Origin of the sequence: Pseudomonas sp. MWU12-2020, assembly GCF_023100605.1 — a bacterium.
GTDB classification, from domain to species: Bacteria; Pseudomonadota; Gammaproteobacteria; order Pseudomonadales; family Pseudomonadaceae; genus Aquipseudomonas; species Aquipseudomonas fluorescens_H.
Genome location: NZ_JALMEX010000007.1, coordinates 94428 through 108084, shown reverse-complemented (window position 1 = coordinate 108084; position 13657 = coordinate 94428). Strand labels below are relative to the sequence as shown.

General features: G+C 61.4%; 11 protein-coding genes and 2 pseudogenes. 7 read left to right on the top strand and 6 right to left on the bottom strand.

All coding sequences use genetic code 11. From position 1 onward, the window contains the following. Positions 1 to 8 precede the first annotated feature (8 nt). Positions 9 to 803 carry an IclR family transcriptional regulator gene (locus M0814_RS17430; protein ID WP_103485817.1) on the bottom strand — a complete coding sequence of 265 codons (795 nt, stop codon included), beginning with the start codon at positions 801 to 803 and terminating at the stop codon, positions 9 to 11. Between the two features lie 164 nt (positions 804 to 967). On the opposite strand from M0814_RS17430, the gene hmgA reads away from it, so the two are divergent. From hmgA to M0814_RS17410, 4 genes are all read left to right on the top strand, one after another. Beyond that, positions 968 to 2272, top strand: coding sequence for a homogentisate 1,2-dioxygenase (gene hmgA, locus M0814_RS17425; RefSeq protein WP_003221762.1), 1305 nt, complete (start codon positions 968 to 970; stop codon positions 2270 to 2272). A 3-nt stretch (positions 2273 to 2275) separates the two neighbouring features. Beyond that, entirely contained in the window at positions 2276 to 3580 is a 1305-nt protein-coding gene (fahA, locus tag M0814_RS17420) for a fumarylacetoacetase (protein ID WP_103485818.1), read from the top strand. A 12-nt stretch (positions 3581 to 3592) separates the two neighbouring features. After that, positions 3593 to 4228, top strand: coding sequence for a maleylacetoacetate isomerase (gene maiA / locus M0814_RS17415; RefSeq protein WP_103485819.1), 636 nt, complete (start codon positions 3593 to 3595; stop codon positions 4226 to 4228). Between the two features lie 146 nt (positions 4229 to 4374). Further along, complete coding sequence (locus M0814_RS17410; RefSeq protein ID WP_103485821.1) at positions 4375 to 5745, top strand: aromatic acid/H+ symport family MFS transporter; 1371 nt, start codon at positions 4375 to 4377, stop codon at positions 5743 to 5745. A 55-nt stretch (positions 5746 to 5800) separates the two neighbouring features. Here M0814_RS17410 and M0814_RS17405 read toward each other — a convergent pair whose 3' ends face one another. Beyond that, positions 5801 to 6604 carry a tetratricopeptide repeat protein gene (locus M0814_RS17405; RefSeq protein WP_103485822.1) on the bottom strand — a complete coding sequence of 268 codons (804 nt, stop codon included), beginning with the start codon at positions 6602 to 6604 and terminating at the stop codon, positions 5801 to 5803. A 172-nt stretch (positions 6605 to 6776) separates the two neighbouring features. Here M0814_RS17405 and M0814_RS17400 point away from each other — a divergent pair, with 172 nt between their 5' ends. After that, positions 6777 to 7796: a Glu/Leu/Phe/Val dehydrogenase dimerization domain-containing protein gene (locus M0814_RS17400; RefSeq protein ID WP_103485823.1), complete on the top strand. Its 1020-nt coding sequence runs from the start codon at positions 6777 to 6779 to the stop codon at positions 7794 to 7796. Positions 7797 to 7986: 190 nt separating this feature from the next. On the opposite strand, the pseudogene M0814_RS17395 reads toward M0814_RS17400, so the two are convergent. Continuing rightward, positions 7987 to 8226 (bottom strand): annotated as a pseudogene (locus M0814_RS17395) (YebG family protein); the annotation flags it as partial. A 326-nt stretch (positions 8227 to 8552) separates the two neighbouring features. Between M0814_RS17395 and M0814_RS17390 the strand changes: the two are divergent. Then, on the top strand, positions 8553 to 9053 hold the full coding sequence (locus M0814_RS17390) for a phosphate-starvation-inducible PsiE family protein (RefSeq protein WP_003221775.1): 501 nt from the start codon (positions 8553 to 8555) through the stop codon (positions 9051 to 9053). On the opposite strand, the gene M0814_RS17385 is transcribed toward M0814_RS17390, so the two are convergent. From M0814_RS17385 to M0814_RS17375, 3 genes and pseudogenes are all read right to left on the bottom strand, one after another. Next, complete coding sequence (locus M0814_RS17385; protein ID WP_003221777.1) at positions 9050 to 9367, bottom strand: DUF3509 domain-containing protein; 318 nt, start codon at positions 9365 to 9367, stop codon at positions 9050 to 9052. The genes M0814_RS17390 and M0814_RS17385 overlap by 4 nt on opposite strands. Positions 9368 to 9682: 315 nt before the next feature. After that, positions 9683 to 10984, bottom strand: a pseudogene (locus tag M0814_RS17380) (serine/threonine transporter). Between the two features lie 86 nt (positions 10985 to 11070). Continuing rightward, on the bottom strand, positions 11071 to 12447 hold the full coding sequence (locus M0814_RS17375) for an L-serine ammonia-lyase (RefSeq protein WP_003221781.1): 1377 nt from the start codon (positions 12445 to 12447) through the stop codon (positions 11071 to 11073). Between the two features lie 135 nt (positions 12448 to 12582). Here M0814_RS17375 and M0814_RS17370 point away from each other — a divergent pair, with 135 nt between their 5' ends. After that, a complete protein-coding gene (locus M0814_RS17370) occupies positions 12583 to 13530 on the top strand; it encodes a LysR substrate-binding domain-containing protein (RefSeq protein WP_103369604.1) in 948 nt (315 codons plus the stop codon). Positions 13531 to 13657: the final 127 nt, after the last annotated feature.

The following is a 13657-nucleotide window of genomic DNA, read 5'->3' as shown; positions in this document are numbered from 1 at the left end:
GCGGCGCTTCAGGGATGGAGGTCGTCGGCCTGATAGCCCATTCGCCAACTGACGGCTCGCGCTGCCGCCAGCAAACGCTGGGCAGCCGGGCCGTTTTCATCGGCGTGGAACAGCGAAGTCGGGCCGACGATGGTGAGCACGGCGGCGATCTGCCCGACCGCGTTGAACACCGGCGCCGACAGCGCGTCCACACCGGGCATCAGCAAGCCATGCACATGATGCAGGCTGCGCGCGCGGATCTGTTCGCACAGATCCGAATAGGTTTTTCCATCGGCCAGCGGATGATTGGCGACGGCGGTTTCCTGCTCGCGCAATTCATCGGTTTCGCGATGTGGCAGGTAGGCGCTGAACACCAGCCCGGTGGACGAACTGAGCAGCGGTAATACCGAACCCAACTGCGTCACCACCGTCACCGCGCGCACCGCCGGCTCGATGTGCACCACGGTCGCGCCCTGATTGCCCCACACCGCGAGAAAACAGGTTTCGTTCAGTTCGTCGCGCAACTCGGACAGGGGCAGGGCGGCGACTTTGAGTACGTCCATACTGTTCAGGGCTGCAAGGCCCACGCGCAACGCTTCACGACCAAGGCCGTAATGGTTGGTGGCGGCGTTTTGCTCGGCGAAGCCGCTGGCGATCAGGGCCTGGAGATAGCGGTGCACCTTGCTGGCCGGCATCTGCACATGTTCGGCCAGACGCGACAGCGAGGTGGACGGCGACAACTCGGCCAAAGCCTTGAGAATGTCGGTGCCGACCTCGGCGGAGCGGACTTTCTGTTTGCCGTTACTGTCGCTGGTTTTTTCCATGGTGCGGCCGGGTTCCGAAACGAATGGGCGTCTTTATAGCTTGACGCTGGATAGCGAGCAAATTACGTTATGCGTAATCGAATTACGATAATAACAACCCCGGCGTGCGCAAACCTCTGAGCCAGAGCGATGGGCCACTGCCGACTCCCTGTTCAGGAGGCTCCATGAACCTCGATTCAAACGCGTCGGAGCTGGCGTACCAGTCCGGTTTCGGCAACGAATTCAGCAGTGAAGCGTTGCCCGGCGCCTTGCCCATCGGCCAGAACTCCCCGCAAAAAGCCCCCTACGGCCTCTACACCGAATTGCTCTCCGGCACCGCATTCACCATGACCCGCAGTGAAGCCCGGCGCACCTGGATGTATCGCATTCAGCCGTCGGCCAATCACCCGGCGTTCGTCAAACTGGAGCGGCAACTGGCCGGCGGTCCGCTGGGTGAAGTGACGCCCAATCGCCTGCGCTGGAATCCGCTGCAGATCCCCGCCGAGCCGACCGATTTCATCGACGGTCTGGTCGGCATGGTCGCCAATTCGGCGGCGGAAAAACCTGCCGGCATCAGCATCTATCACTACACCGCCAACCGTTCGATGGAGCGGGTGTTCTACAACGCCGACGGCGAACTGCTGCTGGTGCCGCAACTCGGGCGGCTGCGGATTGCCACCGAACTCGGTGTGCTCGAAGTCGCGCCGCTGGAAATCGCCGTGCTGCCGCGTGGCCTGAAATTCCGCGTCGAGCTGCTTGATCCGCAAGCGCGCGGGTACGTTGCCGAGAACCACGGCGCGCCGCTGCGCCTGCCGGATCTGGGGCCGATCGGCAGCAACGGTCTGGCCAATCCGCGGGACTTCCTCGCCCCGGTCGCCGCCTACGAAAACCTGCAGCAGCCGACCACGCTGGTGCAGAAATTCCTCGGTCAGTTGTGGGGCACCGAGCTCGATCATTCGCCGTTGAACGTGGTGGCCTGGCACGGCAACAACGTGCCGTACAAATACGACCTGCGCCGTTTCAATACCATCGGCACCGTGAGCTTCGATCACCCGGATCCGTCGATCTTCACCGTGCTGACTTCGCCGACCAGCGTGCACGGTCTGGCCAACCTCGACTTCGTGATCTTCCCGCCACGCTGGATGGTCGCCGAGAACACCTTCCGTCCACCGTGGTTCCACCGCAATCTGATGAACGAATTCATGGGCCTGATCCAGGGCGAGTACGACGCCAAGGCTGAAGGTTTCGTGCCCGGCGGTGCGTCCCTGCACAGCTGCATGAGCGCCCACGGCCCGGATGGCGAAACCTGCACCAAAGCGATCAACGCCGACCTCAAGCCTGCGAAGATCGACAACACCATGGCCTTCATGTTCGAGACCAGTCAGGTGCTGCGCCCAAGCCGCTTCGCCCTCGACTGCCCGCAACTGCAATCCAATTACGACGCCTGCTGGGCCACGCTGCCCGCCACGTTCGACCCGACACGGAGATAACCCATGACTCAGACTTCCATCACCCGCAGTTGGGTTGCTTCGGCCAACGGCCACGCGGATTTCCCGTTGCAGAACCTGCCGCTGGGGGTGTTCAGCCTCAATGGCGCGGCGCCGCGCGCAGGCGTGGCGATCGGCGAGCACATTTTCGATCTGCAAGTGGCGCTCGAAGCCGGGCTGTTCGACGGCGCGGCACGCAGCGCGGTCGAAGCCATGCACGGCGGTCTGCTGAACGCCTTCTTCGAGCTCGGTCGCGAAGCTCGCGTAGCCTTGCGCAGCCGCTTGCTGGAATTGTTCAGCGAGGGCAGCAGCCATCGCGGCGCCATCGAAGCCCAAGGCGCAAAACTGCTGCCACTGGCTGCCGATTGCCAGTTGCACCTGCCGGCGCGCATCAGCGATTACACCGACTTCTACGTGGGCATCGAGCACGCGCAGAACGTCGGCAAACTGTTCCGTCCGGACAACCCGCTGCTGCCAAACTACAAATACGTACCGATCGGTTATCACGGTCGCGCCTCCACGGTGCGCGCCTCCGGCACCGACGTGCGTCGTCCGAAAGGCCAGACCCTGACGGCCGGTGCGAGCGAGCCAACCTTCGGCCCTTGCGCACGTCTGGACTACGAACTGGAGCTGGGCATCTGGATCGGCCAGGGCAACGAAATGGGCGAGCCAATTGCCATCGGTGATGCCGCCGAACACATCGCCGGTTTCTGCCTGCTCAATGACTGGTCGGCCCGCGATATCCAGGCTTGGGAATACCAGCCGCTCGGCCCGTTCCTCTCCAAGAGCTTCATCACCAGTGTGTCGCCGTGGGTGGTGACGGCCGAAGCACTGGAGCCATTCCGCACCCGACAACCTGCGCGCCCGGAAGGTGATCCACAGCCGCTGCCATACCTGTTCGACAAACGCGATCAGGACGCTGGCGCATTCGATATTGAACTGGAAGTGCTGCTGCTCACCGAAGCCATGCGCGAGCAGAATCTGCCGGCCCATCGCCTGACTCTGAGCAACACCCGCTACATGTACTGGACCGTCGCGCAAATGGTCGCGCATCACAGCGTCAACGGCTGCCAGTTGCAGGCCGGTGACCTGTTCGGTTCGGGGACTTTGTCCGGCCCGCAAAGCGGTCAGTTCGGCAGCCTGCTGGAAATCACCGAAGGCGGTAAAAAGCCGATCGAACTGGCCTCCGGCGAAGTGCGCAAATTCCTTGAGGACGGCGACGAAATCATTCTGCGTGCGCGCTGCGCCCGTGACGGTTTCGCCTCGATCGGCTTCGGTGAATGCCGCGGCAAAGTGCTGGCGGCGCGCTGACAGGAGCGGATCATGGATCTCTACACCTATTACCGCTCGACCTCGTCATACCGGGTGCGCATTGCTCTGGCGCTGAAAGGGCTCGACTACACCGCGTTGCCGGTCAACCTGATCGCGCCGTCCGGGGGCGAGCATCGGCAGGCGGCGTATCTGGCGATCAATCCGCAGGGCCGGGTGCCGGCCTTGCGCACCGATGACGGCGAGTTGCTGATTCAGTCGCCGGCGATCATCGAGTACCTGGAAGAGCGTTATCCACAGTTGCCACTGCTGCCCGAAGACCTTGCCGCCCGTGCCCATGTGCGCGGCGTGGCGGCGGTGATCGGCTGCGATGTGCATCCGCTGCATAACGTCAGCGTGCTCAATCGCCTGCGCCAGTTGGGCCACGAAGAGCCGCAGGTGGTGGAGTGGATCGCGCACTGGATCAGTCAGGGGCTGGCGACCGTCGAGCAATTGATCGGTGACAGCGGTTTCTGTTTCGGCGAGTGGCCGTGTGTGGCTGACGTTTATCTGATTCCGCAGTTGTATGCGGCCGAGCGGTTCGGCGTGAGTCTTGAGGCTTATCCGCGGATTCGGCGGGTGGCGGGGTTGGCGGCTGAGCATCCGGCGTTCATCAAGGCGCATCCGGCCAACCAGCCGGATACACCGTAAGACCCTGTGGGAGCGGGCTTGCTCGCGAAAGCGAAGTGTCAGCTACGGGGATGTTGACTGACACACCGCTTTCGCGAGCAAGCCCGCTCCCACCTGTAGTCCGTGTTGCACCTAAAAAATCATAAAAACAAAACAGGTACCTTGCGATGCACAACCAGATTGCCAGCTTCCGCGCGGCACTCGACGCCCGTCCTGTGTCCCGCTATCAGTGGTTGCTCTTGATCCTGCTCGCCTTGCTGCTGGTCACCGACGGTTACGACGCCCAGGTGCTCGGTTACGTGGTGCCGGCCCTGGCCCAGGACTGGGGCCTGGAAAAAGCCGCGTTCGGGCCTGTTTTCAGTGCCAACCTGTTGGGCCTGACCCTTGGTTCGCTGGCCGTGACACCACTGGCCGACCGCTTCGGTGTGCGGCGAATCCTGCTCGCCTGCGTGTTGATCTACGCCAGCCTCACGGTGCTGATGGTGTTCGCCGATTCGCTGAATACCCTGATGATCGCGCGCTTCATCTGCGGCATCGGCATGGGCGGGGCGATGCCCAGTGCCATGGCCTTGATGTCGGAATACTCACCGCCGCGTCTGCGCACATTGATGGTGACACTGGCCGCTTGTGGGTTTTCGTTTGGCGGTGCGGCGGGTGGTTTTGTCGCCGCAGGCTTCATCGACCGCTTTGGCTGGCAAGCGGTGTTCCTCGCCGGTGGCGTCACGCCGCTGCTGCTGTTCCCGTTCCTGTGGTGGATGCTGCCCGAATCGCTGCCGCGTCTGCTGCGCGACCCTGCGCCCTATGCGCGGCTGCGTAAAGTCACCGCGCGGATGCTGCCGGACTGGCAACCGCCCGCCGCTTCGGTCGAACAGAACGAGCGCGAGCAGGGCAGCAAACTGACGGTGGTCGAGTTGTTCCGCAACGGTTATGCGCGACCGACCCTGCTGATCTGGGCGACGTTTTTTGTCAGCCTGATTCTGCTGTATTTCATGATCAGCTGGCTGCCGACGCTGTTGCTGGAAAGCGGCCTGAAACTCAATGAAGCCAACCTGGTGACTTCGATGTTCCTGTTCGCCGGCACCTTGGGCGCGGTGTGCATGGCCTGGTTTGCCGACCGTTTGCAACGCAAGGTGCGCTTGCTCTGCGCGGTGTTGGCCGGGGCGGCGCTGTGCACGATTCTGTTGGGTTTGAACCACGACAATCCACGCTATCTGGTGGCCTGCGTGTTTGCCGCCGGGTTCTGCATCATCGGCGGTCAACTGACGCTGAACGCCTTCGCCAGTAACTTCTACCCGGCCCATGTGCGGGCCACAGGCACTGGCTGGGCGTTGGGGGTAGGGCGCTTCGGTTCGATCCTCGGGCCGCTGTTCGGCAGCATGCTGCTGGCGATGCACATCCCGGTGGCGCAGATTTTCTTCTTCTGCGCGATTCCGGCGGTCATCGCGGCACTGCTGATCATCCAGGTGCGCTCACCCTCGGACGCCACACATCCCCCTGTGGGAGCGGGCTTGCTCGCGAAGAACGATAACGCGGTCTGACAGAAAAAACGGCGGCGCCTGTATCGCGAGCAGGCTCACTCCAACAAAAAAGCGTTTAGTGCACTACGGAGTTTGGGGGCAGGTGCCCAAGCCGTTCAGTCAGGCGCAGGCGCTGGACCGGATCGTCACTGAGCAGCAGCGCATGCTCCAGATCGAAGCGCTCGGCGTTCGGGCAGTCGAGGCGTTGGTACAGGCTGGCGCGGGCCAGATAATCGGCAGCGCTGGCGGTGCCCAGTTCCAGTACGCGTTCAGCGTCGATCAATGCGGCGATGTAATCCTCATGGGCCAGATGCAACTGACGCAGATTGCGTGACAGGCGCTGGAGCATCTGCTGCGGGGTGGCGGTGGCGAGATGATCGGCTTTGAGTTTGAGATGCGCGCCGTACTGACGCTGCAACAACTCGCGACAATCGTTGGGATACAGACGCCGGCCACCACACGGGTCGAGCAGATGATCGGCACCGGGCACCCGCAGCAGGAAATGCCCGGGGAAGTTGACCCCGACCAGCGGGATTTCCAGACCGCGCGCCAGTTCCAGAGCAATCAAGGACAGGGTCAGTGGCTGGCCGCGACGGGTCTGCAACACTTTGTGCAACAACGCGACCTGCGGGCGTAGCGGCAGAAAATCGTCCTGGGCGAACCCCAGATCATTCATCCGCCGCAGCAATGGCTGCGCCAGTTCGCTGACCGGCAGCATCGGCAAGCCGTAGCTGACGCGTTGCTGCAGCTCCTTGAAGTCTTGCTGCAGCGCTTCGACATCGAGGCCTTTTTCGTGCTCGGCAGCCATCCACAGCGCCGCGTCGAACAGCGCGGGCGGTGAACGGTGCAGACACTCGAAAAAACGTTGGCGCGGGCTCATTGCAATCTCCGGGGAATGCCTCGTTTTAGCCCCGTCCGCGCCATTCGTCCAGTACCGGTCAGGTTATGCCGCAAAGTCACCGTTGCCGCTGGCGCTTATTCCGGTGCGCTTCAGCAATTTTTGGGCGCAAGCCTATACTGGCGTCTACCAGAAGTGATTCGGGAGCCTGCCGATGTTCGCTCTCATGCAAAGCACTCGCCTGGAATCGCTGCACCTCAGCGTTGACCCGGTCACCGGGTTGAAGGCGGTCATTGCCATTCATAACAGTCGCCTCGGCCCTGCCCTGGGCGGATGCCGTTATCTTGCCTATCCCAACGACGAATCCGCGGTCGAGGACGCCATTCGCCTGGCGCAGGGCATGAGCTACAAGGCGGCACTGGCCGGGCTCGATCAGGGCGGCGGAGTGGCGGTGATCGTGCGCCCGGCGCATGTGGAAAACCGTGCCGCGCTGTTCGAAGCGTTTGGCCGTTGCATCGATCAGCTCGACGGTCGCTACATCACCGCCATCGACAGCGGTACCTCAGTGGCGGACATGGATTGCATCGCCCAACAGACGCAGCATGTCACCAGCACCACCTCGGCCGGCGATCCGGCACCGCATGCGGCGATGGGCGTGTTTACCGGGATTCGCGCTACCGCCATGGCGCGGCTGGGCAGCGACAACCTCGAAGGTTTGCGCGTGGCGATTCAAGGTCTGGGCAACGTCGGTTATGCACTGGCCGAGCAGCTGCATGCGGCAGGGGCCGAATTGCTGGTCAGTGATATCGATCACGGCAAGGTGCAACTGGCGATGGAGCAACTCAACGCGCATCCGATCGCCAACGACGCGTTGCTCAGCACACCCTGCGACATCCTTGCGCCGTGCGGGCTCGGTGGCGTGCTCAACAGCCATACGGTGACGCAACTTCGCTGCTCGGCGGTGGCTGGCTCGGCCAACAATCAACTGACGCATCTGGACGTGGCCGATCAACTGGAGCGGCGCGGGATTCTCTATGCACCAGATTACGTGATCAACGCGGGCGGGTTGATTTATGTCTCGCTCAAGCATCGCGGCGAAGAGTTGGGGACGATTACTGCGCACCTGTCGAAGATCAGTTCGCGGCTGACCGAAGTATTCGCCCATGCGCAGGCCGAGAAGCGTTCGCCGGCGCGGGTAGCGGATGAGTTGGCAGAGAAAGTCTTGTATCGCTGAAAAGCAAAAGATCGCAGCCTGCGCCAGCCCCTACAGGAAACGTATTCCAATGCAGGAGCTGGCGCAGGCTGCGATCTTTTCGATTCAAACGTTGTTACTTGGCAGCTTTCGCCGCTTTAACCGGCTTCACTGGAGCCTCTTCCGGCTCGGCCACTTCGGCTTTTTCGACGACTTCTGCCGGTGCATTGATCAGCTCCGACAGCGCATCAGGCTGGCTCTTGAACGCCTTGGCAAATACATCGCGGTTCTTCGCCATGTAGATCCCGACTTCTTCAACCTGCTGCTCGTTCAGCGACGGAACGGCTTTTTGCAACACTTCGGACAGCATCTCGGCCAGTTCGAGCATTTTGTCATGACGGTCAGCTTCGGCTTTATCCATGAACAAGCGCTCCAGATCTCGGCTGCTGCGGTATACCACTTCGACGGCCATTCACCACCTCACATGCCTTCACATTTAGTTGTCTTAGCGACTACTGTATTTATATACAGCGAAAGGATAAGCGAATCCCTGCGCTTTGGGTAGTGGCTTTTCAATGTAGACCGGATTCGGGATTTGTCAGTGGGATCGCAGTGCGGCCATTCGCGAGCAGGCTCGCTGCCACAATTGCTCGGGTCTGCGACCAAACGCCACGGCGCGGGTTTGGTGCTGGCTCGCCATGATGGCGTGGCCTCTTTTCTGCATGTAACTCAAGACGTGCAGAAAACCGTCACGTCCAACACGCATCATCCGCCCGAGTCGGGCTAAGGAACATCATCGTGAAAATAAACTGGGCCGAGAAACTGCGGCAAAACGTGCATCAACTGGCCGAGTCCCTGGGCAACCTGTTCGTCGAGACCTTCCACTATCTGGCGCTGTTTGCCATTGGTGCGGTGACCGCGTGGGCGGCGGTGATGGAATTTCTCGGCATGCTCGAAGAAGGCCACATCAAGATCGATGACATTCTGTTGCTGTTCATCTATCTGGAACTGGGGGCGATGGTCGGGATTTATTTCAAGACCAACCACATGCCGGTGCGCTTCCTGATCTACGTGGCGATCACTGCGTTGACGCGTCTGCTGATCTCCAACGTCTCGCACCATAACCCGCCGGACATGGGCATCATCTACCTGTGCGGAGGCATTCTGCTGCTGGCGTTCTCGATCCTGGTGGTGCGTTACGCTTCGTCGCAATTTCCGTCGGTGAAGATCGAGAAACCGCAACGCAAGCTCGGCGCCGGTTCCGGTGAGCACCCCGAGATCGAGAAGGGCGAGCTTTAAAGTCCCAGCGACGGCCGAGGCTGGCCGGTGCTCTGTTGCGGTGGCGGGGGCAGCCCGTCGCCGCTGGTCATCGCTTCAAGGATCGCCATGGCGCTGTGGCCCTGTTCGATGGCGATGCCGAACTGAATGCTTTGCACCAGCCGTTTGAGCCTTACCGGATCGTTGCGCTGTTCGGCGCTGATCATTCGTTTGGCGACGATCCGGCCGTTGTTGGACAGGGTCAGCATGATGCTGCCGTCCAGTCCCTGAATGCTCAGGTTGATCTGATAGTCCGGCGCGAAGGCATCGGTAATGATCTGAAAAGGGTTGTCCATGATGCGTCACCGCCTGATTGAACGTGCAGTTGTTGACCGGCCGTGATCGGGTTGGTTCGCCATACCGGACCATCGGCCATTCCGTGGCCTGTGGTGTTGCGTTTTGTAGGAGCTGCCGAAGGCTGCGATGTTTTGATCTGCGCTGTTTTGACTTCGGTCATGAAGATCAAAAGATCGCAGCCTCGTTGCACTCGACAGCTCCTACACAGCTCCTGCACAGGTCATAGCAAGGGCTGTGCCGGGAAAATTGTTGGACAATGGATACGGCACAAAAAAGGCGAGCACACGGCTCGCCTTTGTCATTTGTGGCCCGTTTCAGGGCAGAACCGAATAGATGATCGCCGACAGTGCAATCAGGCCGATCAGCACCACGAACACGTTGGACGCCTGACCCGAATACTGGCGCAAGGCTGGCACGCGGCGGATGGCGTACATCGGCATCAGGAACAACAGGCAGGCAATCACCGGTCCGCCGAGGGTTTCGATCATGCCCAGAATGCTCGGGTTGAAGGTCGCAACGGCCCAGCAACTGAGGATCATGAACAGCGCGGTCGCACGGTTCAGCCAGCTCGCCGACATCACCTTGCCACGACCGCGCAGGCTCTTGACGATCATGCCCTGAAAGCCTTCGCTGGCGCCGATGTAGTGGCCGAGGAAGGATTTGGTGATCGCCACCAGCGCGATCAGCGGCGCGGCGTAAGCGATGACCGGGGTCTGGAAGTGGTTGGCCAGTTACGACAGGATCGAAATGTTCTGCGCTTTCGCGGCCGCCAGATCCGCCGGCGACAGCGCCAGCACGCAGCTGAAGCAGAAGAACATCACCGTCACCACCATCATCCCGTGGGCCATGGCGAGGATACCGCTGCTTTTGCGTTCGGCCTCGGCGCCGTAGCGTTGCTTCTGGTCAACCGCGAACGCAGAGATGATTGGCGAGTGGTTGAACGAGAACACCATCACCGGGATCGCCAGCCACATCGTCTTGAGGAACGTCGACAGCGGCATCGCCTCCTTGGCACTGGCGAAGAACGCACCGTTCCAGTTCGGGATCAGGCTGAGGCCGAGCAACAGCAGCGCGGCGACGAAGGGATAGACCAGCACGCTCATGGCTTTGACGATCACGTTCTGCCCGCAACGGACGATGGCCATCAGGCCGAGGATCAGCGCCAGCGACAGAATCGCCCGGGGTGGCGGGGCGATGTGCAATTGGTGTTCGAGAAAACTGCTCAGGGTGTTGGTCAGCGCCACGCTGTACACCAGCAGAATCGGGAAGATCGCGAAGAAGTACAGCAGGGTGATCAGCTTGCCGGCAACGATGCCGAAGTGTTCTTCGACGACTTCGGTGATGTCGCCCGAACGCCCGGACAGCACGAAGCGGGTCAGGCCGCGGTGGGCGAAGAAAGTCATCGGGAACGCCAGCAGCGCCAGAATCAGCAACGGCCAGAAACCGCCGACACCGGCATTGATCGGCAGGAACAAGGTGCCGGCACCGATGGCAGTGCCGTACAGACCGAGCATCCAGGTGGTGTCGGATTTGCTCCAGCCCTTGTGGGCAACTTCGGTGTTGCGTGTGCGATCTACAGCGGGATTTTCGGCAGCAGGTGTACGTACATCGGTCATCGTTTTTGCCTCGTTATTATTTTTGCTCGGGCTCACGGTTGGCAGGTCGCGGGTGTCGGCCTGCCGGGGCGCTCAGGGAATGCGCGTCAGCATTCCACCCAGCTCACGGCCAGGCCGCCCCGTGAAGTCTCTTTGTATTTGTCGTGCATGTCGGCGCCGGTATCGCGCATGGTGCGGATCACCCGGTCGAGAGAAATGAAGTGTTTGCCGTCGCCGCGCAGGGCCATTTGCGTGGCGTTGATCGCCTTCACGGCGGCGATGGCGTTGCGCTCGATACACGGCACCTGCACCAGGCCGCCGACCGGGTCGCAGGTCAGGCCGAGGTTGTGTTCCAGGCCGATTTCAGCGGCGTTTTCCAGTTGCTCCGGGGTCGCGCCGAGCACTTCAGCGAGGCCTGCCGCGGCCATGGCGCAGGCCGAACCGACTTCGCCCTGGCAGCCGACTTCGGCGCCGGAGATCGAGGCATTTTTCTTACACAGAATGCCGACGGCGGCGGCGCCCATGAAGAACGCGACGACATCATCGTCAGACGCGTCCGGATTGAATTTCATGTAGTAGTGCAGCACCGCCGGAATGATCCCGGCCGCGCCATTGGTCGGCGCGGTGACCATGCGTCCGCCGGCAGCGTTCTCTTCGTTGACGGCGAGGGCGAACAGGTTGACCCACTCCATCGCCGACAGCGTCGAACTGATGACATTCGGCTTGCCGATTTCCAGCAGGCTGCGGTGCAATTTCGCGGCGCGGCGCGGCACGTTCAGCCCGCCGGGCAGGATGCCTTCGTGACGCAGGCCTTGCTCGACACACTCGCGCATCACCGACCAGATGTGCAGCAAGCCGTTACGGATTTCAGCGTCGCTGCGCCAGGCGCGTTCGTTGGCCATCATCAGTTCCGACACGCGCAAGTTGTGCTGCTTGCACAGGCTCAGCAGTTCGGCAGCGCTGGAAAAATCGTACGGCAGCACCACGTCGCCGGCCGGTGCCACACCGGACTCGGCTTCCGCGGCTTCGATGATGAAACCGCCGCCAATCGAGTAGTACGTCTGCGTGAACAGCTCGGCGCTTTCGCCGAAGGCTGTCAGCGACATGGCGTTGGGGTGGTAGGGCAGGCTTTCGTCCAGCAGCAGGAGATCACTCTGCCAGTTGAAGGAAATTTCTCTGTGACCGGCCAGAGACAGCAGACCAGTTTCGCGCAGTTGCTGGATGCGTGGGTCGATGGTCGCCGGATCAATGCTGTCCGGCCATTCGCCCATCAGGCCCATGACCGTGGCGCGGTCGGTGGCGTGGCCGACACCGGTGGCCGACAGCGAACCGTACAAGCGGATTTCCACGCGACGCACATCGTTGAGCAACCGTTGGTCGATCAGCGCCCGGGCGAAGGTTGCGGCGGCGCGCATCGGGCCGACGGTGTGGGAACTGGACGGACCGATGCCGACTTTGAATAGATCGAAAACACTGATAGCCATGCTAAACCCTTACAAGCAATGGAGTAGGAATCGCTGCCATTTTTTGTAGGACAAGCGCAATGTCGGCGATACTGCCTACCTCGGTCCTACGTGACCAACGAAACTTCCTAAGAAAGCCTTTAGCAGGACTAAACGATGAGTCGTCAATTGCATGCCCAGACCTACGTCTGGCTGCAGGTGTTTTCCTGTGCCGCGCGGCACCTGTCGTTCACCCGTTGTGCGGAAGAGCTGCACATCACTCCGGGGGCGGTCAGCCAGCAGATTCGCCAATTGGAAGAGCGACTGGGTTTTCGCCTGTTCCACCGACGAGCGCGGGGTGTCGAGTTGAGTGCGGAAGGCCAGCGACTGGCCATCACGGTCAACGAGGCCTATGGCAGCATCGATGCTGAATTGCGTCGTCTGGATGCCGGGATGATCAGCGGGATTTTGCGGGTGCGTTCGATTCCATCGTTCCTCAGCAAATGGCTGACCCCGCGTCTGCCGCGTCTGCAACAGCGCTATCCGGACATCCAGTTGCGTCTGGTGGCCGAGGACAGCAGCGTGCCGTTGCATGAGGGCGACTTTGATCTGGCGATTGACCTGAATGACGGCAGCTATCCGGGGCTGTTATCCACAGCCTTGCTCGACGAACAGATTTTCCCGGTGTGCGCGCCGAGCCTGTTGCGTGGACGTCCGCCACTGCATGGGCCGGTGGATCTGGTGCATTTTCCGTTGTTGCACGACATCACCGCGTGGCGCGGCAGTTATGAATATGCGGAATGGGAGTTCTATCTGAATGCGATTGGCTTCGAGGGCGCCGACGTGCGGCGTGGGCACACGTTCAATCGCAATCACTTGACCATCGAAGCGGCGATCGCCGGTATGGGTGTGGCAATTGCCCGGCGCACGCTGCTCAACGATGAGCTGGAGCGCGGGACGTTGATTGTGCCGTTCGGCCTGTCGGTGCCCAACCACAAACGCTACGTGCTGCTGTATGCGCCGGGGGCGTTGAGCCATCCGGGCGTGCGCGCGGTGCATGACTGGCTGGTGGAGGAGGCGGGGATTTTCCGCAGCTTGCACCCGTTGAATGACGGGCAATTGTGACCAAATCTTGCGGGGTAGCGAGGCAACCCAACTCCCGACCTTACCAGTGACTTGCCCGGTTGTCCGGCTTTTTTTGCGAATGAATATTTATCTTTTTTCAGGGGTTGAAATGTTCGGCGGTCGGGCC

What these genes read in the sequence shown, in the direction of transcription:
- M0814_RS17430 (WP_103485817.1), bottom strand. Translation starts at nt 803, where the DNA reads ATGGAAAAAACCAGCGACAGTAACGGCAAACAGAAAGTCCGCTCCGCC.
- hmgA (WP_003221762.1), top strand. Translation starts at nt 968, where the DNA reads ATGAACCTCGATTCAAACGCGTCGGAGCTGGCGTACCAGTCCGGTTTC.
- fahA (WP_103485818.1), top strand. Translation starts at nt 2,276, where the DNA reads ATGACTCAGACTTCCATCACCCGCAGTTGGGTTGCTTCGGCCAACGGC.
- maiA (WP_103485819.1), top strand. Translation starts at nt 3,593, where the DNA reads ATGGATCTCTACACCTATTACCGCTCGACCTCGTCATACCGGGTGCGC.
- M0814_RS17410 (WP_103485821.1), top strand. Translation starts at nt 4,375, where the DNA reads ATGCACAACCAGATTGCCAGCTTCCGCGCGGCACTCGACGCCCGTCCT.
- M0814_RS17405 (WP_103485822.1), bottom strand. Translation starts at nt 6,604, where the DNA reads ATGAGCCCGCGCCAACGTTTTTTCGAGTGTCTGCACCGTTCACCGCCC.
- M0814_RS17400 (WP_103485823.1), top strand. Translation starts at nt 6,777, where the DNA reads ATGTTCGCTCTCATGCAAAGCACTCGCCTGGAATCGCTGCACCTCAGC.
- M0814_RS17385 (WP_003221777.1), bottom strand. Translation starts at nt 9,367, where the DNA reads ATGGACAACCCTTTTCAGATCATTACCGATGCCTTCGCGCCGGACTAT.
- M0814_RS17375 (WP_003221781.1), bottom strand. Translation starts at nt 12,447, where the DNA reads ATGGCTATCAGTGTTTTCGATCTATTCAAAGTCGGCATCGGTCCGTCC.
- M0814_RS17370 (WP_103369604.1), top strand. Translation starts at nt 12,583, where the DNA reads ATGAGTCGTCAATTGCATGCCCAGACCTACGTCTGGCTGCAGGTGTTT.